The 22,644-nt window shown below is 50.1% G+C and carries 20 protein-coding genes; 12 read left to right on the top strand and 8 right to left on the bottom strand.

Annotation, left to right across the window (positions count from 1 at the left end):
• Positions 1-8 precede the first annotated feature (8 nt).
• The 3 genes from ACYVI9_RS10380 to ACYVI9_RS10370 all read right to left on the bottom strand — a co-directional run bounded on the left by ACYVI9_RS10380 (position 9) and on the right by ACYVI9_RS10370 (position 3,782).
• Positions 9-1,160, bottom strand: coding sequence for a C1 family peptidase (locus tag ACYVI9_RS10380; protein ID WP_460764264.1), 1,152 nt, complete (start codon positions 1,158-1,160; stop codon positions 9-11).
• 261 nt (positions 1,161-1,421) lie between these two features.
• The gene (locus ACYVI9_RS10375; RefSeq protein WP_460764262.1) at positions 1,422-3,284 is read right to left on the bottom strand and encodes a 2-oxoacid:acceptor oxidoreductase subunit alpha; all 1,863 of its coding nucleotides are present in this window, start codon (positions 3,282-3,284) and stop codon (positions 1,422-1,424) included.
• A gap of 117 nt (positions 3,285-3,401) precedes the next feature.
• A complete protein-coding gene (locus ACYVI9_RS10370) occupies positions 3,402-3,782 on the bottom strand; it encodes a RidA family protein (protein WP_460764260.1) in 381 nt (126 codons plus the stop codon).
• 102 nt (positions 3,783-3,884) lie between these two features.
• Here ACYVI9_RS10370 and tsaB point away from each other — a divergent pair, with 102 nt between their 5' ends.
• The 9 genes from tsaB to argH all read left to right on the top strand — a co-directional run bounded on the left by tsaB (position 3,885) and on the right by argH (position 12,970).
• Positions 3,885-4,553 (top strand): tRNA (adenosine(37)-N6)-threonylcarbamoyltransferase complex dimerization subunit type 1 TsaB, encoded by a 669-nt coding sequence (tsaB, locus tag ACYVI9_RS10365; RefSeq protein WP_460764258.1) that lies wholly within the window; start codon positions 3,885-3,887, stop codon positions 4,551-4,553.
• A 71-nt stretch (positions 4,554-4,624) separates the two neighbouring features.
• A complete protein-coding gene (locus ACYVI9_RS10360; RefSeq protein WP_460764256.1) occupies positions 4,625-4,978 on the top strand; it encodes an ArsR/SmtB family transcription factor in 354 nt (117 codons plus the stop codon).
• A gap of 9 nt (positions 4,979-4,987) precedes the next feature.
• Entirely contained in the window at positions 4,988-5,644 is a 657-nt protein-coding gene (locus ACYVI9_RS10355) for a rhodanese-like domain-containing protein (RefSeq protein ID WP_460764255.1), read from the top strand.
• Positions 5,645-5,759: 115 nt separating this feature from the next.
• Positions 5,760-6,911 (top strand): aspartate aminotransferase family protein, encoded by a 1,152-nt coding sequence (locus ACYVI9_RS10350; RefSeq protein ID WP_460764254.1) that lies wholly within the window; start codon positions 5,760-5,762, stop codon positions 6,909-6,911.
• 157 nt (positions 6,912-7,068) lie between these two features.
• On the top strand, positions 7,069-8,034 hold the full coding sequence (locus ACYVI9_RS10345; RefSeq protein ID WP_460764253.1) for an N-acetylornithine carbamoyltransferase: 966 nt from the start codon (positions 7,069-7,071) through the stop codon (positions 8,032-8,034).
• A gap of 98 nt (positions 8,035-8,132) precedes the next feature.
• Complete coding sequence (gene argB / locus ACYVI9_RS10340; protein WP_460764251.1) at positions 8,133-8,963, top strand: acetylglutamate kinase; 831 nt, start codon at positions 8,133-8,135, stop codon at positions 8,961-8,963.
• A complete protein-coding gene (locus ACYVI9_RS10335) occupies positions 8,960-10,027 on the top strand; it encodes a M20 family metallo-hydrolase (RefSeq protein WP_460764249.1) in 1,068 nt (355 codons plus the stop codon). Before argB ends, ACYVI9_RS10335 begins: the two co-directional genes overlap by 4 nt.
• Positions 10,028-10,065: 38 nt before the next feature.
• Positions 10,066-11,493 carry a DUF4419 domain-containing protein gene (locus tag ACYVI9_RS10330; RefSeq protein ID WP_460764247.1) on the top strand — a complete coding sequence of 476 codons (1,428 nt, stop codon included), beginning with the start codon at positions 10,066-10,068 and terminating at the stop codon, positions 11,491-11,493.
• 139 nt (positions 11,494-11,632) lie between these two features.
• Positions 11,633-12,970, top strand: a complete 1,338-nt coding sequence (gene argH, locus ACYVI9_RS10325; protein ID WP_460764245.1) for an argininosuccinate lyase — start codon at positions 11,633-11,635, stop codon at positions 12,968-12,970.
• Positions 12,971-12,984: 14 nt separating this feature from the next.
• On the opposite strand, the gene ACYVI9_RS10320 is transcribed toward argH, so the two are convergent.
• The 4 genes from ACYVI9_RS10320 to hemH all read right to left on the bottom strand — a co-directional run bounded on the left by ACYVI9_RS10320 (position 12,985) and on the right by hemH (position 16,464).
• The gene (locus tag ACYVI9_RS10320; RefSeq protein ID WP_460764243.1) at positions 12,985-14,205 is read right to left on the bottom strand and encodes a purple acid phosphatase family protein; all 1,221 of its coding nucleotides are present in this window, start codon (positions 14,203-14,205) and stop codon (positions 12,985-12,987) included.
• Between the two features lie 144 nt (positions 14,206-14,349).
• Entirely contained in the window at positions 14,350-14,904 is a 555-nt protein-coding gene (locus tag ACYVI9_RS10315; protein WP_460764241.1) for a CopD family protein, read from the bottom strand.
• Positions 14,901-15,371: an OsmC family protein gene (locus tag ACYVI9_RS10310; protein ID WP_460764239.1), complete on the bottom strand. Its 471-nt coding sequence runs from the start codon at positions 15,369-15,371 to the stop codon at positions 14,901-14,903. The genes ACYVI9_RS10315 and ACYVI9_RS10310 overlap by 4 nt, the downstream gene beginning before the upstream one ends.
• A 58-nt stretch (positions 15,372-15,429) precedes the next feature.
• Entirely contained in the window at positions 15,430-16,464 is a 1,035-nt protein-coding gene (hemH, locus tag ACYVI9_RS10305; RefSeq protein WP_460764237.1) for a ferrochelatase, read from the bottom strand.
• Positions 16,465-17,757: 1,293 nt separating this feature from the next.
• Between hemH and ACYVI9_RS10300 the strand changes: the two genes are divergently transcribed.
• From ACYVI9_RS10300 to fabG, 3 genes are all read left to right on the top strand, one after another.
• Positions 17,758-19,077, top strand: a complete 1,320-nt coding sequence (locus ACYVI9_RS10300) for a phenylacetate--CoA ligase family protein (RefSeq protein ID WP_460764235.1) — start codon at positions 17,758-17,760, stop codon at positions 19,075-19,077.
• 89 nt (positions 19,078-19,166) lie between these two features.
• On the top strand, positions 19,167-20,708 hold the full coding sequence (locus ACYVI9_RS10295; RefSeq protein WP_460764233.1) for an HAL/PAL/TAL family ammonia-lyase: 1,542 nt from the start codon (positions 19,167-19,169) through the stop codon (positions 20,706-20,708).
• A 113-nt stretch (positions 20,709-20,821) separates the two neighbouring features.
• The gene (gene fabG, locus ACYVI9_RS10290) at positions 20,822-21,550 is read left to right on the top strand and encodes a 3-oxoacyl-ACP reductase FabG (protein ID WP_460764231.1); all 729 of its coding nucleotides are present in this window, start codon (positions 20,822-20,824) and stop codon (positions 21,548-21,550) included.
• Between the two features lies 1 nt (position 21,551).
• Here the strand turns inward: fabG and ACYVI9_RS10285 are convergent, their stop codons facing one another.
• Positions 21,552-22,604, bottom strand: a complete 1,053-nt coding sequence (locus tag ACYVI9_RS10285) for a 3-oxoacyl-ACP synthase III family protein (RefSeq protein WP_460764229.1) — start codon at positions 22,602-22,604, stop codon at positions 21,552-21,554.
• Positions 22,605-22,644: the final 40 nt, after the last annotated feature.

The following is a 22,644-nucleotide window of genomic DNA, read 5'->3' as shown; positions in this document are numbered from 1 at the left end:
TTTTCTGATTATTCCAAATATGACTGTAATTTCAGCTTAGTCGTCGAAGTTAATCCCCCTTTGTGCAGTAAGACGGAGATGGCCTTCATCTTCATATAAGCTATACTAAGATACATATAACCCGCTCGGCCCGCCTGCGGGCCCCAGGAATTTTTGCATTTAAAATACAAATGACCTTCCTGATCTTTGACCAGACCTACAATATGCATCAGATGATCGTCCGTTGTCTTGAAACTTTCAAAAGCTTCCTGCCGCAGCTGCTGGGTAACCCGTTTTTCCAGCCGGTACTGGCTAAGAATAAGTCGGTTATTCAGGGTATCTGCCGGCAGCGATACAATGCCCTGCTCTGGCGAGAAAGTAGGTTCGGTACCATCTACGTCCAGGGCCAGAGAATAACCGGTATGTAAGGCATGGGTGATATTCTCCATCCATTCTTCCAATGGCAGATTCAAGTAGGACTGGTTTGCCCAATTGGCGGGAATACTAAGTATAAAGGGTTGGTAAAACGGAACATGAGAAAATGAACTCAGGGTGATATAATCATCCGGATTCAAGGTGGTATACTTCAGAAAACTTTTGGCAGTATAGGTTTTCCCCTGATACCGAAAACGATCGGGCACCGTCCCCATATACTTATCCAGTATCAGCGGCACTGTCTGTTTCCAGGCAACCCCCTTTTCGTTTTCCGGATGCGCATAGAGGTCTACGGAATCTTTCAGTTCCGCAAACATTGCAGCATGATCATGTCGGGTCTGTGCATTGATCAAACCCGTATAGGCTGATTCCGGCAGCAAACCAAACAGTCTGGCCGTGATAACAGGGTCGTGATTTAACCCGCCTTCCGTAAAACGCGCCGTAGCCTGACGGAGTATATAATTCCGGGCCTTCAACAGATAGGCGCCCCGGACAAAATACATTTCTGAAAGTTTTATTCTTTCTCCTTTAAGGCGCATGATTTCGGTTTCCAGAAACGAAGCAGTCGAAAAACTCCAGCATGTACCTGAACCACCCTGGTCTGTAACCGGCAAAGCGGGCAGCTCCACAACAGTGGTAAAGACATATTTATTTTCGGGTAATTTTTGGAAATCCGGCTGTCGCTGCTGCTGATGGCAGGCGCAAAAAACAGTCGAAACTAAGAGACAAACGAATCCTTTTTGCATTTGGCAGAGGTGGTTGGTTATCAGTACCACCGAATTCAAAGAAAGCCAAAGGCAGCGTCTTGGCAAATAGCAAATCGGCAAACAGCGGTTCGCAACAGGTAAAACCGGGATTTTGGGACTGGGCCGGGGAAAACTGCCGGACCTCGCTGCTGCAGGATTGGGAAACCCTGATCAATCAGGCAAAAACAGACTTCACCGGTATCAACGATTCACCGGCTTCAATAATTGCGCGCCCTGTCGGAATAAAACTGGTCGGATAAACTAAACGACCTGCTCTACAACAAAGTACTGATCCAGCGCTTCGACCAGTTCGGTCTTGGTAATCGGTACGCCTTTTATCTTATTATAGCCCTTGGCATCGATGAGGTATTGATCGCGGATAATTTTGATCAGCTGCCCATTGTTGATTTCCGGAATGATAACGGTGTCGAAGCTATGCAGGATGGCTTCCAGATTGGAAGGAAAGGGTCTCAGATGACGCAGGTGTGCATGGCTGATGCTTTTACCCTGTAATTGCAATTCAGCGACGGCAGATTTGATGGCGCCATAAGTGGAACCCCAGCCGAGTACCAGCACTTTGCCTTTCTCGGGTCCACTGTCGATTTTCTGCAACGGAATATGCTCGGCGATCTTATCTACTTTTTCCTGTCGGATTTTGACCATCAACTGATGGTTGTCGGGATCATAACTGATATTTCCGGTGATATTCTGTTTTTCAATACCGCCGATCCGGTGCTCCAGGTCCTTGGTGCCCGGAATGGCCCAGGGCCGTACCAGGTTCTCGTCCCGGAGGTAGGGCTGGAATTTATCTTCATGATCCCAGAGTTCGGTCTTAAATTTCACATGGATAGGGGGCAGGGTTTCTTCCGAGGGAAACCGCCAGGGTTCAGCGCCATTGGCAATATAGCCGTCACTGAGAAAAATGACCGGTGTCATATGCTGAATACTGATTTTCACCGCTTCATAGACAGCGTCAAAACAGTCCGCGGGTGAACTGGCGGCAATGACCGGCATCGGGCATTCCCCATTACGGCCATAATATGCCTGCAACAGATCACTCTGTTCGGTCTTGGTGGGCAGGCCGGTGGAAGGACCGCCTCTTTGTACATTGATAATGACCAGCGGGATTTCCAGCATCACCGCCAACCCCATGGCCTCCGTCTTCAGCGCCATACCCGGACCAGAAGTGGTGGTCACGCCCAGCGAGCCGCCATAGGATGCACCAATCGCCGCGGTAATAGCGGCAATCTCATCTTCTGCCTGGAAAGTCCGCACCCCGAAATTCTTATGCCGGCTGAGCTCATGCAGGATATCACTGGCCGGCGTGATGGGATAGCTGCCCAGGAACATCGGCAAACCGCTTTTTACAGAGGCCGCTACCAACCCCATCGACAGGGATTGATTGCCCATCACTGAACGGTAAGTACCTGGTTCAATCCGGGCTTTCTCCACTTTATAAGTGGTAGTAAAAGTCTCGGTTGTATCGCCATAATTATATCCGGCTTTGAGGGCCTTGATATTGCTTTGGAGAATATCCGGTTTCTTACCAAATTTCTCTTCCAAAAACCGGATGGTATTGTCCATACTGCGATCGTACATCCAGTACAGGAATCCCAGGATAAACATATTCTTGGCCCGGTCCTTCTCCTTGGTGCCCAGCTGAAACTCCTTCAATGCTTCCCGGGTCAGCTTGGTCACATCGATTTTGATCAGATCAAAACCGTCGAGGCTATTGTCTTCCAAAGGATTGACGCCTTCGGGGTAATTGGCGAGCCGGAGGTTCTTGGCATCAAAACCATCCGAATTCGCAATGATCCTGCCGCCTTTTTTCAGGCTGCCCAGATTGGCTTTCAAGGCCGCAGCATTCATGGCTACCAGCACATCACAGGCATCCCCGGGCGTATAAATATTATCAGAGGAAAATCGCAGCTGGAATCCACTCACACCGGGAATAGTTCCCTGCGGGGCACGGATCTCGGCGGGATAATCCGGAAAAGTAGAAAGATCAGCTCCTAAAAGTGCCGTATTATTGGTAAACTGGGTTCCCGTCAACTGCATACCGTCACCGCTGTCCCCAGCAAATTTGATAACTACATCCTGTAAAACTTCCTGAATTCTTTCCATGCCTCTGAAATTGGGGCACAAAGGTACGGAACTTACCGATTGGTTAAGAACCTCCCGGTCCCCGCCAACCGTCAGCGTATTGTAAAATTATTGATAGGGCCCGGCAGCGGTGCGTTATTAACGGACCGCAACCATGCTGATCTCCACATTGACCTGTTTGGGCAGGGCCGCCACCTGAACCGTTTCCCGGGCCGGATAATTATCGGAAAAATACTGACCATACACGGCATTAATCTCGGCAAAACGGCCCATATCGGTAATAAAAATGGTTGATTTCACCACATGTGAAAAATCCAGGCCTGCGGCTTCCAACACAGCCTGGATATTTTTCATACATTGATGGGTTTCAGCGTCCAGACTCCCGTTATTCAACGCGCCGGTACCGGGGTCGAGGGCAATCTGCCCGGAAATATACAGGGTATCACCGGCATAAACTGCCTGGTTATAGGGACCAATGGGAGCCGGCGCATTTGTCGTCTTGATGATATTTTTTTGCATAACGTTGATATTAAATATTTTAAATATATATGAGATTTGGACTTGGAACCGCTAAATTAAAAAGGAATAGGAAATATTGAGATAATTTAGTTGTTTTGTAGGATGGTCTTACTGAACATTGACACAGCTGTTGACAAAGGGTCATTTTGTTTGGTGAAGGATAATGAAATTCTGGCTTTTGAAGCATCTGAAAACCGAAACGGACTGGCGGGATGGCTCCATGATGGCATCGATCGGTTGATGCGTCAGACCGGAATACAGACCGCCGACCTGAGTGCTGTTGCTGTGAGCAATGGGCCCGGCTCATATACGGGACTCCGGGTTGGATTGGCCGCAGCAAAAGGATTATGTTATGCATTGGAAATTCCGCTGATTTGCCTGAGTACCCTTCAGGTAATGGCCGCAGCGGTTGCAGCAGAGGCCGAAGACCTGATTTGTCCGATGATCGATGCACGGCGGATGGAAGTTTTTACAGCCCTTTATGAAAAGGACCTGGGCCTGTATCGGGCACCTTTTGCAACTTTGTTGGACGCAGAAAGTTTTTCTACGGATTTGCAACGGCGTCATATTACGTTTACGGGTAACGGATCGCAGAAATTCAAGCCCCTGATTTCCGATAACCCCCGGGCTGCATTCCGGCAGGCCGAAACGGATGCGAGGGATATGACCCGGCTGGCGATGGCTGCGTTTGACCAGGGCGCATTTGCCGATGTTGCGTATGGTGAACCTTTTTACGTCAAGGAAGTATATATCAGAAAAAATCCTGTATGAAAGCAGATCCGTAAAAAATTATTAAAGATAAAAAAGCCCTGAAGGTCAAAACCCCTAAACAATTCTTAATAATGAGCAATTATTTAATTTCATTTGCACCAAAAGACGATACATCTGAAGAACTTACTATTGATATTTTAACGGTTAAGAAAGCGGCGCTGGTGCTGCGCGCTTTTAATCATAAGCTGCGCCAGCAAATCCTGAAACTGATCGATGCCCAGGAGAAAGTCACGGTAACAGAGATTTATGTGAAACTCCGTATCGAACAGTCCGTGGCCTCCCAGCACCTGTCTATTTTGAGAAAGGCCGATTTTGTCAAAACCGAACGGGAAGGAAAATATATTTACTATACCGTCAATACCGACCGGATGAAAGAATTGAAAAAATTTGTAAAAGCATTATTGAACCAAAAACAACCCGCCTAAACAATCCGCATGGTATCATTATCTATCGATGAATGTATAACACAGATCAGTCAGGGCGCCATCGTCCTGGACCTGCGCACCGGGGAACAGCAACGGGAAGGTTTTATAAAAGGCAGTCTGCTGGTAGCCCCTGCAAGGTTGGCTGACTATCTGAATATCCTGTCGACTTATATTAAATTATCCGCGCCGGTACTGCTGATTACCGGAAAGACACCAGCAGAGAGTAGCGCCCTGCTGGATCCGTTCCGGAATTCCGGCATTCGTTTGCTGGGCGATCTGGATGGGGGCTTCGCGGCCTGGAAGGCGGCGGGCCGGGAAACAGATCTGCTGATTGAGGTACTGCCGGACGAACTGATGATGGACATCCCCTTTGATGAAAACCTGGTATTGCTGGATCTCAGGCCTGCTGTAGCTTTTGCCGAAAGTCATCTGCGCGATGCCGTCAATATCCCGCTGAGCCAGATTGCCGATCCCTTGCGCATGGCTGCCATCGAGGACAAGGACAACCTTTATCTGATCGGTTCCGGGGAAGCCGATGCCTATTTTGCCGCATCGGTGTTGAAAAGAAACGATATTCACAACCTGCGGGTGGTTACCGGCAGCTGGGAAGCCGTACGCCAGGAGGAGAAGGCCGACCTGGTGAAAGATCCGGAATTGCTGAATTAACTTGTTGCGAAGTCTGTATCCGTCACAATTTTTCAGCCCCTCAACAAAATTTTAATTAAATTTGTGCCCCGCTTCCGGCGGGGTTATTTTTTATCTTTTTTCCCAAATCTTTAAAATGAATCTTTTCGACGTTTACCCTCTCAATGATGTCACTATCGCCAAGGCCAAAGGCTCTTATGTATGGGATAGTGAAGGCAACCAGTATTTAGACCTTTATGGCGGACATGCGGTCATCAGCATCGGCCATACACATCCGTACTGGGTACGACGCATTGAAGATCAACTGGAAAAAATCGCTTTTTATTCCAATTCCATTAAAAATCCCCTGCAGGAAGAACTGGCCGAAAAACTGGGGCAGGTCTGTGGAAAAGCCGATTATCAGCTGTTTTTATGCAATTCCGGGGCAGAAGCCAACGAAAATGCCCTGAAAATGGCTTCTTTTCATACGGGCAGAAAGCAGATTGTGGCTTTCAGCAAAGCATTTCATGGCCGTACCTCACTGGCGGTAGCAGTCACTGATAATAAAAATTACAGCGCCCCGGTCAACGAAACAGAAAATGTGAGTTTCCTGCCCTTCAATGATGAAAACGCCCTTCAGGAACATTTTGATAAAAACGGCGATCAGATTGCCGCCGTAATCATCGAAGGCATCCAGGGGGTGGGCGGCATCAATATTGCCAGTGAAGGGTTTTTAAAACTGATCCGCTCACTTTGCGACCAGTACGGGGCCGTCTATATCGCCGATGCGGTGCAATGCGGCTACGGCAGAACCGGAAAATTCTTCAGTCATGATTTCGCCGGTGTAAATGCGGATATCTATTCAATGGCCAAGGGTATGGGTAATGGTTTTCCGATCGGTGGCATTATCATTGCGCCCCATATCCGACCGCAACATTTCCGACTGGGTACCACATTCGGCGGCAACCACCTGGCTTGTGCCGCTGCACTGGCGGTGCTGGAAGTCATGAAAGAAGAAAAGTTGCTGGGCAATGCCACCATGATCGGCAAATACCTGCGTGAAGAGCTTTCCAGAATTCCCGAACTGGAACAGGTGCGGGGCCGTGGTCTGATGATCGGGTTCAATGTACCCGGAGAGTTGGCTGCCCTGCGAAAAAATCTCCTGCAGCACCATAAGATATTCACCGGCGAAGCCAAACCCAATGTCATCCGGCTTCTGCCATCACTGGCGCTGAAGAAAAAAGATGCCGAACAGTTTATTGAATCCATCAAGGAAGAAATTGCGGCAATGACCGTAGTGGCGGAATAAACCGGAGATGGCCAAACGGCGTCGCTGCAGCTGCCACCGACGGGATCCCTATATTCGCTGTTCCAAATCCCGATTCGGGTTCGATGTTTCCGGCCTCAAACAAACAGGAACAGCTGGAATTATTTATATTTTTGAATATTAATAGCTGAATCTTACCATGTCTTTACTTCCGAACAACCGATTTATCAGTGCCGCAGATGTTGCCGATATCAATGCCCTGGCGGATAACGCACTGGGCTATAAGGCGGCACCTTTAAAGGATCAGCAACTGGGTCGCGGAAAACGTATCGGTTGTTTATTCCTCAACCCCAGCATGCGGACCCGACTGAGCACCCAGATCGCCGCCCAGCAACTGGGTATGGATGCCATTGTCTTCAATGTGGGCAGTGAAGGCTGGCAGCTGGAATTCGAGGATGGTGCCGTCATGGATGGGAAAACCGCTGAACATGTCAAAGACGCCGCACCCATTTTCGGTAAATATTTTGATATCCTGGCCATCCGTACTTTTCCTTCCCTGCAAAGTCGGGAGGAAGATTACAGTGAACGCTATATTCATCAGTTTATCAAATACTCGGGGTTGCCGGTAGTGAGCCTGGAAAGTGCCACCCTGCACCCTTTGCAAAGCCTGACCGATGTAGTTACCATCAAAGAGACTTTTCAGCTACAGCGACGCCCCAAAGTCGTACTCAGCTGGGCGCCCCATGTAAAACCACTGCCCCAATGCGTGGCCAATAGTTTTGCACAGTGGATGACCGCCTGGGGCCAGGCAGATTTTGTGGTAACCCATCCCGAAGGATACGAACTGGACAAGCAGTTTACCGGTTCCGCACCGGTCCTCCATGATCAGGACGCGGCACTCCGGGATGCAGATTATGTCTATGTAAAAAACTGGAGCAGTTACCAGGATTATGGAAAAATATTGAGCCAGGATCAGCAGTGGATGCTGACGCCGGAAAAACTGGAGCAAACCCACCAGGCTAAAGTAATGCATTGCCTGCCGGTACGTCGCAATGTGGAGCTTAGTGATGCCATCCTGGATGGCCCCAACAGCATCATCACGCAGGAAGCCGGCAACCGGGTATGGGCAGCCCAGGCCGTACTCAGCGAACTCCTGAAAGGCTGATGACGAATCAGTCAGATCCTGGTTTCACCGGAATTGCTCCGGCAGCTATTGATCACCGCAGGGAACAAACCGTTCCGGCGCTTTAAAATATAGTCTTATTGAACAATCAGCAAACCCATAAGCCCCTCCTTTTTGTGATAAAAGTCGGTGGCAATGTGATTGACCACCCGGATGCCCTGACAGCTTTCCTGAAAGATTTTGCCGCCGTAGACGGCTATAAATTGCTGGTGCATGGCGGTGGTAAAATTGCCACCATGATCGGCGAGAAAATGGGCCTTCCCTCCCGCTATATCCATGGCCGCCGGATAACCGATGATGATACCATAGATATCGTCACCATGGTATATGGTGGATTGGTGAATAAAAGGTTGGTAGCCCGCTTGCAGGCGATCGGAACCAGGGCCATCGGTCTGACCGGAGCCGATGCCAATATCATCCCTGCCCGCAAAAGACCGCTGAAAACCATTGACGGCCAGTCCGTAGATTTTGGCTGGGTCGGCGATATCGATGCGGATGGGGTAGATACAACACCGCTCCAGGCGATGCTGCAAGCCGGCATGACCCCGGTTTTCGCCCCGCTGACCCATGATGGTGCCGGGCATATGCTGAATACAAATGCGGATACGATTGCTTCGGCACTGGCTGTGGGGCTCTCCGAAAACTACGATGTCCGGCTGATCTACTGTTTTGAAAAAAAGGGGGTGCTGGAAGATGTCAACGATAACCAATCGGTAATCCACCGTATCCATAAAGAAAAATACCGGCAACTGCTGGCCGAAAAAAAGCTTTTTGAAGGCATCCTGCCCAAGATCGATAATGCCTTTGCTGCTATCGACGCGGGCGTTCACCAGGTGCTGATCGGGGATGCAGCCGATTTGCTTGAAAATACCGGTCCGCATACCGCCGGGACCCTAATAACAGCTTCATGAATCAATCCTTATTATACAGCGCTGCCATTGATCTGCTCAAAGCACTGATTGCCACACCCAGTTTCAGTAAACAGGAAGCGCAGACTGCTGACCTGATCAAGGCACACCTGCAGGAAGCCGGTATTCCGGCTGAACAGCAGGGTAATAACATTATGGCCCGCAACCGCCATTTCGACGCCCAAAAACCCACCCTGCTGTTGAATTCGCATCATGATACCGTAAAACCCAATCCGAATTACAGCCTGGACCCCTTCACCCCCATCGAAAAAGATGGTAAACTCTACGGACTGGGCAGTAATGATGCCGGTGGCTGTCTGGTAGCCCTGATTGCTGCTTTTATTTATTTTTATAACCGCACCGACCTCGGCTATAATCTGATGCTGGTCGCCAGCGCTGAGGAAGAAATTTCCGGATATAACGGCATTGAAGCCGTTGTGAAACTGTTGCCTCCCATTGATGTCGCCATTGTGGGCGAACCCACCCTGATGCAGATGGCAGTGGCTGAAAGAGGCCTGATGGTCCTTGATGTCAAAACCCGGGGAAAAGCCGGCCATGCCGCCCGTAATGAAGGCGAAAACGCCATCTACAAAGCCCTGCAGGAAATCCGGTGGTTTGAAAGTTATCAATTTGAAAAAGTATCCGCCTTACTGGGACCTAATAAAATGTCGGTTACCGTAATCGAAACTGAAAATAAGGCCCATAACGTCGTTCCGGCCCTCTGCAGTTACGTGGTAGATATCCGGATCAATGAGTGCTACAGTTTTGAGGAAGTGCTCACCGAAATCGGTCGTCATATCTCCAGTGAATTTCAGCCCCGGTCTACCCGGCTGCGGTCCACATCGATATCGCCGGAACATCCGCTCATACAGGCGGGCCAGGCCATGGGCAAGACCCGTTACGGCTCCCCTACTACTTCAGACAAGGCCCTGATGCCTTTTGCAGCCCTGAAAATGGGTCCGGGTGACAGTGCGCGTAGTCATACCGCTGATGAATTCATCTACCTGGCCGAAATTGAGGAAGGCATCCGGGACTATATCGAAATTATCTCGCGGTTGGTTATGTAATTTATTGGCGGCTGCATCATTGTTGAAACAGATAACGAATGATGAGACAAGCCATATCCGTCCTGCTACTTTGCTGGTTGACTTTTCCTACCGCTGCCCAGCAGTCTTTTAAATTTACTATCGAAAATCTGAAAGCACCCGATTTCCTGTTACCGGAGTATACCGGTAATGAAATCTTCAACAGCCTGATGGCCATTGACGCGGGTTATACTACCCGTAAACAGCCCCCGGCAGATTTCAACCCCCTGCCAGACCTGGTAGCCCGTTCCAGTACCGACCACAGCCTGGTACATTATGGATACCACAGTTTTTTTGATGGCATGTACCATGCATATGCGGAGCACCGGCCTTTTACCCTGTCACCGGATATGATCTGGTTACTGATCCTGCAGGGGTTTTCTCAGCACGTGAACGCCCATGCGGAAACCCTGCGCCCCCGACTGGTCAGCCATAAGGGAAAAATTACGCTGGTCGTCCGTAATGATAAGATCCGTCTGGATGATCCTGCCAGTCCCTGGGAGGAAGTCTTTCCGGAATTTACCCGACAGATAAACGACAATACGGTAGGGCAACAACTGGGTCCACTGGTTGCCGATTTCTCCACCACCACACCGGCAACCCGGATGGCTGCCGAGATTACCCTGATGGATGCCATGAAAAAATATTTTGAATACCTGGTACTGATCGTGGGTTGCGGGATTCCCTCGATTACCCTGGAAGGCAGTCCGGCCGACTGGAAATCGGTACTGGCAAGGACCCAAAGCCTGAAAAAATACGATCTCGGATGGTGGACCGATGAACTGGAACCCATTCTTCAGGAATTTATTAATGCGGCTGAAAAAAAAGTCAATATCCATTTCTGGCAGCAGATGTTTAAATACCATGAAGCAGGAGGTTTCTACAAATCCAAATCTATTGATGGCTGGATTGTCAAATTCTTCCCCTATGACCGGGATGGCCGTTGCAATAACCTGGACAGCCTGTCGGGCAGCTGGAACCTGCCGCCTGAAATCTGCAAAGTGGATCTGAAACACCAAAAATTGAACCCGGATGGAAGTATTGTTACCACGCCGCTGGAACTCTGGGCCGGATTCATGGGCCTGCACCAGGACCGGAAGGATTATACCCTGCGACCCCGGATCGGATGGATCATCAGAAAAGCCGATCCGGTCAACGCCCGCGTGGTAAAGGAGCTGGCCTCAATGGATGCCATCCAGCTCCGGGTCGCTGAAGTCCCGCCGGAAATCCTGGCCCTGAAAAAAATTAAAAAACTGGTCCTGTATTTTACCGGTGAGGTCCGGATCCCGGATGGCCTGCGGGATATCCAGATCGAAGAATTACAGATCAGGGGGTCGATCAAAGACGCGGAAGCCCTCCGCATTACCCGGATGCTGCCCGATACCCAGGTGATCATCAATTTAAAAAATTACCGTAACGGGCAGACGCCGATCTCAGCAGGCTGGTAGTCAGAATATCAGGATATATTGCGCCCGATTTGCCCGTTTAAAGCTAAATTGCGCCCGGTATGGCAGGAACCACCGGTTCTGTTGCCCTCCAAGCTGCGGGAACCCGCTCCCGCAATTATAAACTACAAAATACAAACGGATGAAACTCTGGCAGAAGGATACCCAGGCCCTGAAGGAAGTTGAATTATTTACCGTCGGTAAGGACCGCGAAATGGATCAGTACCTGGCCGCTTTTGACGTGCTGGGTTCCCTGGCACATATACAGATGCTGGAATCCGTCGGCCTGCTGGACAAGGCCGACCTGGCACAGCTCCAGCAAGCCTTAAAGGAAATTTACCAAACGATTGAAGCCGGTCAATTTACCCTTCAGGACGACGTGGAAGACATTCATTCCCAGGTGGAACTACTGCTGACCCAAAAACTGGGGGATGCCGGCAAGAAAATCCATAGTGCCCGCAGCCGCAATGACCAGGTACTGGTAGACATCAAACTCTACCTCCGTCATGAAATTGAACAATTGGTAAATGCCGTTCAGCCCTTTTTCGAACTACTGCAAAGCCAGAGTGAACAATACAAGGACCATCTTTATCCCGGCTATACCCACCTGCAACTGGCCATGCCTTCTTCTTTCGGTCTCTGGTTTGGCGCATATGCCGAAAGCCTGGTGGATGACCTGACTGTTTTAAAAGCAGCCTATGAGGTGGTTAATAAAAACCCCCTGGGTTCGGCGGCAGGTTATGGCTCCTCCTTTCCGATAAACCGCCAGATGACGACCGACCTACTGGGTTTTGCCAGCCTGAACTACAATGTGGTTTACGCGCAGATGGGCAGGGGTAAGGCTGAACGGGTAGTGGCCCAGGCCATGGCGGGGATCGCCGATACCCTGAGCCGCTTAAGTATGGACATGACCCTTTACCTGAACCAGAATTTCGGTTTTGTAAGCTTCCCGGCGGAATTGACCACCGGCAGCAGCATCATGCCCCATAAAAAAAATCCGGATGTGTTTGAACTGATCCGCTCCCATGCCAACCGGATCAAGGCCCTGCCCAACGAGATCCTGATGATGACCTCCAATCTTCCCTCGGGCTATCACCGGGACCTGCAATTGCTGAAGGAACACCTGTTCCCGGCATTTCTTTCACTGCGGAATTGTCTGGAAATGGCGGGGCTGATGCTCAGCCATATTGAAGTGAAACCCGACTTACTGAAGGATGAAAAATATAAATATCTGTTTACGGTGGACCTGGTCAACCAGCGGGTGATGGAAGGCCTGCCCTTCCGGGATGCCTACCTGGAAGTAGGCCGCTCGGTGGAAGACGGCACCTATCAGGTGCCTGAATCCCGGCCGGTTCAAAATCCACATGAAGGCAGCATCCATAATCTCTGTAATGCAGCCATCCGGGAATTAATGAACGAAACGGTCGCCGGTTTTCAGTTTGAAAAAACCCATCAGGCCATCAAAAAACTTCTTCAATAACCTAGCGACCCGCATCACCTCCTTTTCACCTGATAGGTACCGACCTTTGCGCCGTCATCACGGATCATTTGCAGGTCGATCTGACGCTGATTGGCTTTGAGTTTAATCAGGGTACGGGTACCTTCTTTGGGGCCGCCGCCAATGATTATTGGAAATTCATGGTTGCCGGCTTCGGGCGGGAAAACGCCATATTTATGGGTATGGCCCGCCAGCAACAGGTCCACTTTATACTTGTTGAACAGGGGCGCAAACAATTCCCGGCAATGCAGGGTACCATGCCAGTCACCGGAATGAAAATGCGGAATATGCATCATGACCACCCGAAACGGGGCATTCCTGCATTCGGATGATTGCAACAGCTGCTCCAGCCAGCGGGCCTGCTCGCGACGGTAGCCGTCAAAATCCACGATGCCCGCATAGACCGGATGATCATCGTGCTTATCTTCGCCGGTGTCCAGCACGATATGATAGACCGGTCCCCAGCGGTAAGCATAATAATAATGACCAGAGGGAGAACTAAAGTAATCGGCAATGCCCCGGGCAAATTTACCGCGGGTTTCATGATTACCGCGCACAAATAGAAAGGGGGTCCGGCTGGCAAAAACCGCTGTGCAGGGTTGTAGCAGGTGGTCGATCAGCTGCTGTTCGCCGGTCTGGTAATCAAACATATCACCGTTCAAAAACACATAATCATAGGGATCGCTCCCATTGAGCTGCAACAGGTCACCAAATGAGTGCGGGCGGTCATGAATATCATTCAGCACCAGCCAGCGAAGTTCTGGGGCCTCCGGGTCCATGGTCTGAAAGCTATGGACCTCACTGGTGATGCGCTCCCCATAAGTGAGTTGATAGGGCTTAAATGAAATAATCTCCCGGGACACCACCCGGTAACTGTATTTTGTTCCCGGCTGCAAACCGGTGAGCTGTACCCGGTTGATCCGATTATTGGCATCCACCATCCCGTTATGAATCGTATGGGCCCGCTGGTCCAGTTTTCCGGCGATGCCGAATTCCACCCAGCTGTAGCAAAGCTGGTTGGTGATCCAGGAAATACAGATCCCGTCCGGACCGGTGGCCTGCAGGTAGGGCGGGGTCAGGAAAATATGGCCGGCTTCCGGATCGGCGCTTCCTGTCTGAATTGCTGGCAACAGGGCGGCACCGCCCGGTATGCCCAGGGCACCCGCCAGACCGGCCTTGGAAAGCCTTCCTAAAAAATCACGTCGTTTTATACTCATATTCTGGAATTAAAAGATGGGCAATCTTTCCTGCCGGCAATCGATAGCAATGGCGGCAGCATCGATAAAATGCTAACATACAAAATCACAGGGATTCAGAAAGCTTTTGCGCGCGGGAACTGCAACATTTTTTGACCGGGGCCCCTAGCCCTTACGGATCCGCTTATATATCCGGATGGCCAGCATCAAAACGATTACCAGCAGCAGGGTACCCAAAAGTCCCCAGAGCAGACTCAACCCCTGCTTGACCACCACGAGCATCACAATACAAATCAGCAATACCGTAGCGATTTCATTGAAGAGGCGTAATTGCTGGGAGCTGTAGACGAAGCGGCCCTGCAACTGTTGTTTGAAAATCCGGTGGGTGGCATAATGATAACCATAAAGAAATACCACCAGGATCAGCTTCAGCAGGAGCCAGCGGCCTTCTGGATGGCCCAGGACATTCAGCCAGCCTCCCTTGATGAGGACCGTCAGTCCGAGAATCAGGGTCAGGATGGCCGAAGGCCAGGTGATGCCAAACCAGAGTCGCTTCATCATGACAGCGAACTGCGCCTGCAGGGATTCGCGGATCGGAGCGGGTCGCTCATTGGCCTCCACATTATAGATCAGCAGCCGGGGCATATAAAATAATCCGGCAAACCAGGTCACTACAAATATGATGTGCAGGGCCTTGACATATAAATAAGCATGACTCATTCGTTATTCAGCATAATTTTCGGCCGATGGTTTACGGTAAAGTTCAGTGAATTTGCTATAAAACAATACTTATTGGCTTGCTCATGCAATTGCATGGCTTTATCTACCATGGAGGGATCGGTTACCCGAACCACCGGATAGAGGATCACTTCGGTAAATTTGCCGCTGCCCGCCGCGGTTTCCGCCATGGTGGCGTTTGCCTGATCCTCATAGTCCGTTACGACCACACCATTCACGGCACAGAAATGCAGGTACCATAACATATGACAGCTGGCAATGGCGCTCAGCAGGAGCTCTTCAGGGTTGTAACGCTGCGGATTTCCCCGGAAGGAAGGATCTGAGGAACCGGGCAGGTCAGGTTTGCCTGTAACCGCAATAGAAAAATCCCGCTGGTAGGCCTGATAACTGCGCGTGCCCTCCCCGGATTGCCAGCGGATGGTAGTTTGATAATGATGTGTCTTTTCCATATTCCTAATTATGATCCCTTCTGCCAGGATCACTGGCAGGTTTTCAGGCACCCCGGGGCTACAGCGTATGGCCGGCGGCTTCTTCCATCAACCGGATCAGGGTATACTGCCAGAGGGGATCGGTATTGAGGCATCCAATATATTCAAAGCTTTCACCTCCGTTGGCCAGAAAATCTTCCCGCCCCCGGATATCAATTTCTTCCAGCGTTTCCAGACAGTCACTGACAAAAGAAGGGCAAACTACCTTGATTTTTTTAACGCCTTCCCCCGGAAGATTCGGAAGCCTCTCCTGGGTGCTGGGCAGCAGCCAGGGATCCCGGCCCAGCCGGCTTTGAAAGGCAATGGCCCATTGATGGCGTTCCAGTCCCAGCGCTTCTGCGGTGCGCCGGGTGGCCTCAATGACCTGATGCCGGTAACAGGTTTGTTGTAACTGCGGGTCCTCGCAGCAATGATCTGGCGCCACCAGGTCATGGGCGCGACTGGGTGTCCCGGTTTTATAGATATGAGATTCCGGAATGCCATGATAGCTGAACAATAACTGATCAAAATCCCCGGCCAGGTGGGGCCGGATACTTTCTGCCAGGGCCTGAATATAGGCGGGATGGTCGTAGAAAGCAGGCATAACCGTCAATTTGAAACCATAACCCTGCTTTCGGTATACTTCCCGGGCATACTCAGCTGCCGTTTCCCAACTACTCATCGCATAATGGGGATAGAGCGGTACCAGGATCACTTCTTCCAGATCGGGTGCACGTTCAAGCAGCCGGTCGTAAGCTTCTTTGGGATGGGGATTGCCATACCGCATGGCTACTTCCACGGGAGCGTCTACCCGTGGTTCCAATACCTGTTTCAGTCGATCCGTCAATACCACCAGCGGAGAACCCTCCGGCCACCAGATCGTCTGGTAGGCTTCGGCAGATTTTGCCGCCCTAAAAGGAGTGATGATCCCTTTTACCAGCAGGAGCCGGAGCCAATATGGTTTGTCAATGACCCGTTCGTCCATCAGAAACTCATCGAGATAGACTTTTACATCTTTTCTGCTTGTTGAATCCGGCGAGCCGAGATTCATCAGTACTATACCAGTTTTACCCATTTGAGAACGATAAAGGACTCCCGCTGCCGGTTCCGGGCCTGCTTGGGATCGGAGGATCTATAAGCAACAACCCACTCCATTTCCGCTGAGGGATGGGTGGCTGATACCGGCCGGGAGCTCCCGTTAAAATTTTTGCAAAGGTAGCAATAAGCCCGCTGATAACCGACAAACGCACCATCCCAATTACGCCGTTCCGCGAGCTGCAGCCCAAAGGGTATCGATTAAAATGACAATAGTATGACGACTGCCGCCTACTTGGGTCCGTCGGCCTACAACGAACCGAAGCTTATCCGAATAATGCCCCTTATACCTCTGATAATGAAGCGGAAATACAATTGTGTTGATGTATTACCGGAAGCCTGCAAGGTTTTTAGCGGGAACGCCTGACCTCTAAAGCTCATTATTCAGCTGACTATGATCTGTTTAAGAACAGTACCGGCCCCCAATACGCATTTCCGGTGCGGTGGTTATTAACAGCGAAGCCGGGATAAAGCCTGCAAATATGTGTATAGTCCTCTGACAGAATGTGCATAAACCTGTTCACAACAAGTGCGTATCAATAGGGCAAAAAATTTGGAAAAGGGTGTTTTCAAATCGTATTTTCATGGTGCACTTCTGAAACGACAACATATTTTTCAAACGAATTTTAAGCTGAAATTCCAGAGTGTATTTACAGTAGATTCTTTGACATGACGTTCGCTGATAGCAGGAAACCTGGTGGTTTAGCAATAAACCCGGGTATAGTAATATATACAAGAATACTGCCGGACAGCGTGCCAATTAGCAATGTATGAAGCTGTATCTCGTGCTTTATTGCGGAGCCGTCCTGACAAGGCCGAAACGATTGAAATGTAGTAAAATACGTGAAAATGTTCCCGCTGAGAAATGACGTGAGCCGCAGACAATAAAGTGCATTTTAGCGGAAGTTTTGCCAAATTGTTCTGTAGGTTGATGGCATGCTGACTTTGTGTAGCAATATACAGACTCAGTACACCAAGAGCTACACCACATGACAATGCTTCAAGCTATTAAAGGCATCGGGTTTTCGTGAATGGCCAGGGCAACCTGCCGGACGCAAAAGCACGATGCTTTTTTTTTGCCTATAAGACAAGCCTTTTCTTATAATTCTTACCCGAAGCCCTAAATTCAGGAATAGCTTCCCTATTTGAAGCGTTAGACTCGCCGTAAGCGGGCGACATTACCTTGACAACCTGAAGTAAACAGACTTTGCAGATCCGGCTCCTTTTTCTGATCTTCTCGTCGAAATGCCTAAAACCTGTTTAAGTTTGCAGCATGAACGAACTTCTGTCGATTTCTTTTGAATCCAGCGAAAAAATTAAACAGCATCAGGAATTGAAGCTGGTAGCGCTGCTGGAATACCTGCACTTGCATTCTCCATTTTATCAGCAGCATTTCAGCGAGCATGGCGTCGATATCAAATCCATCAGGACCATCGAAGACCTGGTTCGGATGCCCCTGACAAATAAGGAACACCTGCAGCAAAACAATGGCATGTTTCTCTGCACGCCCGCCCATAAAATTATTGAATATACCGCCACTTCCGGCACCGTGGGCAGCCCGGTTACCATCGCCCTGACAGAAAACGATCTGCAAAGACTGGCTTACAATGAATACAGCTCTTTTGTATGTGCCGATGGCAGTGCAGCTGATATTTATCAGCTGATGCTGACCCTGGACCGTCAGTTTATGGCTGGTATGGCCTATTATATGGGCATCCGTAAGCTGGGTGCCGGGGTGGTCCGGGTCGGACCCGGTGTACCCTCCCTGCAGTGGGAAGTCATCGAAAGGCTGCAACCCACCGCCCTGGTCGCCGTTCCCTCTTTTCTGGTTAAACTGATACAGTACGCAGCGGAAAACGGTATCGATCCCAATAGCAGTTCGGTCAAAAAAGCCATCTGTATCGGCGAGAATATCCGCGATGAACAGTTGGAACTCAATATTCTGGGCAAAAAAATCCTGGATGCCTGGGATATCCGGCTTTATTCCACCTATGCCTCCACAGAAATGCAAACCGCTTTTACCGAATGTGGTTATGGCCGTGGCGGCCACCTGAACCCGGAGCTCCTGATCGTGGAGCTGCTGGATGAACAGGGTTTTCCGGTACCGGACGGCCAGCCGGGTGAAGTCACTATTACGACCCTGGGCGTGGAAGGTATGCCGCTACTACGTTACCAGACCGGCGATATCTGCCTTGGCTACCAGGAAGCCTGCGCCTGCGGCCGGCATACCCTGCGACTTTCTCCTGTAATCGGTCGTAAAAAACAGATGATCAAGTTCAAGGGCACGACACTTTTTGCCCCGGCCCTCTTTGAAATCATCCATCGGATGGATGTGATCCGGGAATATGTGGTGGAAGTCTACAGCAATGAAATCGGCACGGATGAAGTGCGATTGCACCTGCTGGCAGCCGATACACGCCCTGAAACCCAGAATCAGATCAAGGCCTATCTGCAGGCCAAACTCCGGGTTACCCCCCATATTCAGTACCTGGATCCGGCCGCCATGCAACAATTGCAGTTTCCCGAAGGAGCCAGAAAACCGGTAAAATTCGTGGATAAAAGAAAAACCACAACCGGCCCGGTGATTTCCTGATCGGGATGACCGGGACAGCTTTTTTTGGCAGCGACCCATATATTTTGTTCTTTTGCTACCTAATTTTTAATTAATATATTATAATTGAAATGATTAATATAGGCGGTAATCCACTGTCTTTAAGTGATTTTGAAGAAATTCTGCTACGCCAAAAAACAATCTCAATTGATCAGGTTGCGATTGATAAAGTAAATGCCTCTTTCGATTTTTTACAGCGTTTTTCCGATCATAAACTTATTTACGGGATCAATACGGGTTTCGGCCCAATGGCACAATACAAAATCAGTAAGGAAAACATCCTGGAACTCCAGTACAACCTGATTCGCAGTCATGCCAGCGGCGGCGGAACGGTCCTAAATCCTTTACTGGGCCGAGCGGTAATGATTGCCCGGCTGAACAATCTCCTGCAAGGCTTCTCCGGGGTGCACCAGGAACTCATTACCCTGCTGGCGGACATGATCAATGCAGATCTGGTACCCTGTATTTATGAGCACGGCGGCGTGGGGGCCAGCGGCGACCTGGTGCAACTGGCGCATCTGGCACTAGGCGTCATCGGCGAAGGCGAAGTCTGGTATAAGGGTCAGTTGATGCCTGCAGCCGCGGGTTTTCAACAGGCTGGACTGCAACCCCTGCGGGTGCATATCCGCGAAGGGATTTCCCTGATGAACGGCACTTCCGCGATGACCGGTGTGGGTTTGCTCAATATCATCCGGGCCAAAAAACTGCTGAACTGGTCGGTAATGTTATCGGCTTTCACCAATGAACTGATGGAAGTTTATGATGACCATTTTTCCAAGGAGCTGAATATCGTAAAACAACATAAGGGACAAAATGCGATCGCAGCGGCATTCCGGGATATGCTGGAAGGCAGCCGTATGGTACGCAGCCGCTCCGAACATCTTTACAATCCGGAAAATATCCAGCATGATGTTTTCGAGGACAAAGTGCAGGAATATTATTCGCTGCGTTGTGTGACCCAGGTACTTGGTCCGATCTATGACGCATTGGACAATGCGCAAACGGTACTCACCAATGAGCTCAACTCGGTCAACGACAACCCCGTCGTCGATGCAGCCCACCAGAATATTTTCCATGGTGGTAATTTCCACGGCGATTATGTTTCCTTCGAAATGGACAAGGTCAAGATCGCTATTACCAAACTTTCCATGCTGAGTGAGCGACAACTCAATTACCTGCTCAATGCCAAGCTGAACCAGAAATTCCCGCCCTTTGTCAACCTGGGCGTACTGGGATTAAATTTCGGCATGCAGGGTATCCAGTTTACGGCAACATCCACCACAGCGGAAAACCAGACCCTGTCCTTCCCGATGTATGTGCACAGCATCCCCAACAACAACGATAATCAGGATATTGTCTCGATGGGTTATAATAGCGCACAGCTGGCCAAGAAAGTAATTGATAATTCCTACGAAATTCTTTCGATTCAGGCCATGACACTCCTGCAGGCAGTGGACTATCTGGGCTGCCAGGAAAATATGGCACCGCGTACCCAGGCAGTCTATCAGGCGCTCCGTAATATATTTCCGAAATTTATTGAAGACGGTCCCCTGTACAAAAGCCTGGCTAAAGTACGCAGCTGGCTGGAAGCCAACGAACCACTGGGTCTTTAATGATACCCCCGAATTCCTGACCTTTTATCGGGCGACGGTCCGACGAAAATCGTTTGGGCTGCCGACAAGGTTCGGATCAATCACTTATCTTTAAAAAAATTTGCAAGATTTTTATGAACTATGCCCTGGTTACCGGAGGTTCCCGCGGAATTGGAAAAGCCATCTGTATCCGCTTGGCTGCCATGGGATACCCTGTCCTGATCAACTACAAATCGAACCGGCAGAAAGCCGAAGAGACCCTGGAAGCGGTAGTAGCCGCCGGTAGTCAGGGCAGCCTGCTGCCCTTTGATGTCGCGGATCGTCAGGCCACCGAACAGGCACTCCGGGAATGGTCTGAAGTCCATCCTGAGGACACCATCGAAGTACTGGTCAATAATGCGGGGATCAAGGATGATGTGCTGATGATGTGGATGAAGGATGAACAATGGGATCAGGTTCTGGGAACCAGTCTGGGTGGTTTTTTTAATGTAACCCGCATTGTGGTAGGCAGCATGTTGCGCCAGCGATATGGTCGTATCGTGAATGTCGTCTCATTAAGTGGCCTGAAAGGCATGGCCGGACAGACCAATTATTCCGCTGCCAAGGGGGGGATTATTGCCGCCACCAAGGCCCTGGCACAGGAAGTCGGTAAAAGAAATATTACGGTAAATGCCGTGGCCCCGGGTTTTATCAGTACCGATATGACGGCTGATATTGATGAATCGCAAATGAAACAACTGATTCCCGCAGGCCGGTTCGGCAGCCCGGAAGAAGTAGCCTATGCCGTCGGTACTTTTATACCCCGGGAAGCTGCTTATATAACCGGCCAGGTACTGTCCGTCAATGGCGGTCTCTATACCTGAACTACCATTGAATCAGCGCACTACCCCAGGTAAAGCCACTGCCAAAAGCTGCCAGACAGACCAGATCGCCTTTCTGGATTCTGCCCGCTTCAAATGCCTCACAAAGGGCAATGGGAACCGAAGCCGCAGTCGTATTGCCATAATGCTGGATATTATTAAAGACCTGTTGGTCACTCAGCTGTAATTTCTGTTGCATGAACTGTGATATCCGCAGGTTCGCCTGATGGGTGATCAGCAAATCAATATCCTGCTGACGGAATCCATTGGCCTGAAGCGCTTCATCAATCACTTCCGGCATTTTAATCACTGCCCTCTTGAATACGGCCTGCCCATCCATAAAAGGATAAATGGTCTGGCTCTCCAGCAATGGCTGATTGATAAATAGATTGGCATAAGGATCACCCTCATCCACCTGGGGCTTGAGTTTCGGATCATGCGCACCGGCATGAAAACCCGGATTGGGCATGCTCAGCATTTCCGCATTGGCACCATCACTATGGAGGTGGGTACTGAGAATCCCGCGGCCTTCCTCTCCGGCGGGTTGCAGCACGACGGCACCGGCTCCATCACCAAAGATCACCGATACGTTGCGGCCCCGGGTACTGAAGTCCAGGGCATAGGAATGAATTTCCGCACCAATCAACAGGATATTGCGGTACATACCGGTTTTAATGAACTGGTCGGCCACACTCAAGCCGTAAATAAAACCACTACACTGATTGCGTATGTCCAGGGCGCCCACTTCTCCCAGACCCAGCATCCGCTGTACCAGCACGCCACAGCCCGGAAAATAATAATCCGGACTTAAAGTGGCAAATATGATAAAATCGATATCCTCCTTGGCAATACCGGCCTGTTCTATGGCCCTGGTGGCTGCTTTGGCACCAATGCTCGCGGTAGTTTCTTCGAAACGCTTGGCATAGTGTCGTTCCCTGATACCGGTACGTTCCTGGATCCATTCATCGGAGGTATCCATGACCCGGGTCAGGTCCTGATTGGTAACGGTTTTTTCAGGAATGTATTTGCCCAATCCGGCAATAATCGTTTTATGCATGCTAACAACTGTTATTTACCCGAAAGATAGTAAATACCCC

Source organism: Niabella terrae, assembly GCF_054783135.1.
The sequence above is the reverse complement of the archived record's forward strand: the minus strand, read 5'-3'. Positions and strand labels throughout refer to the sequence as shown.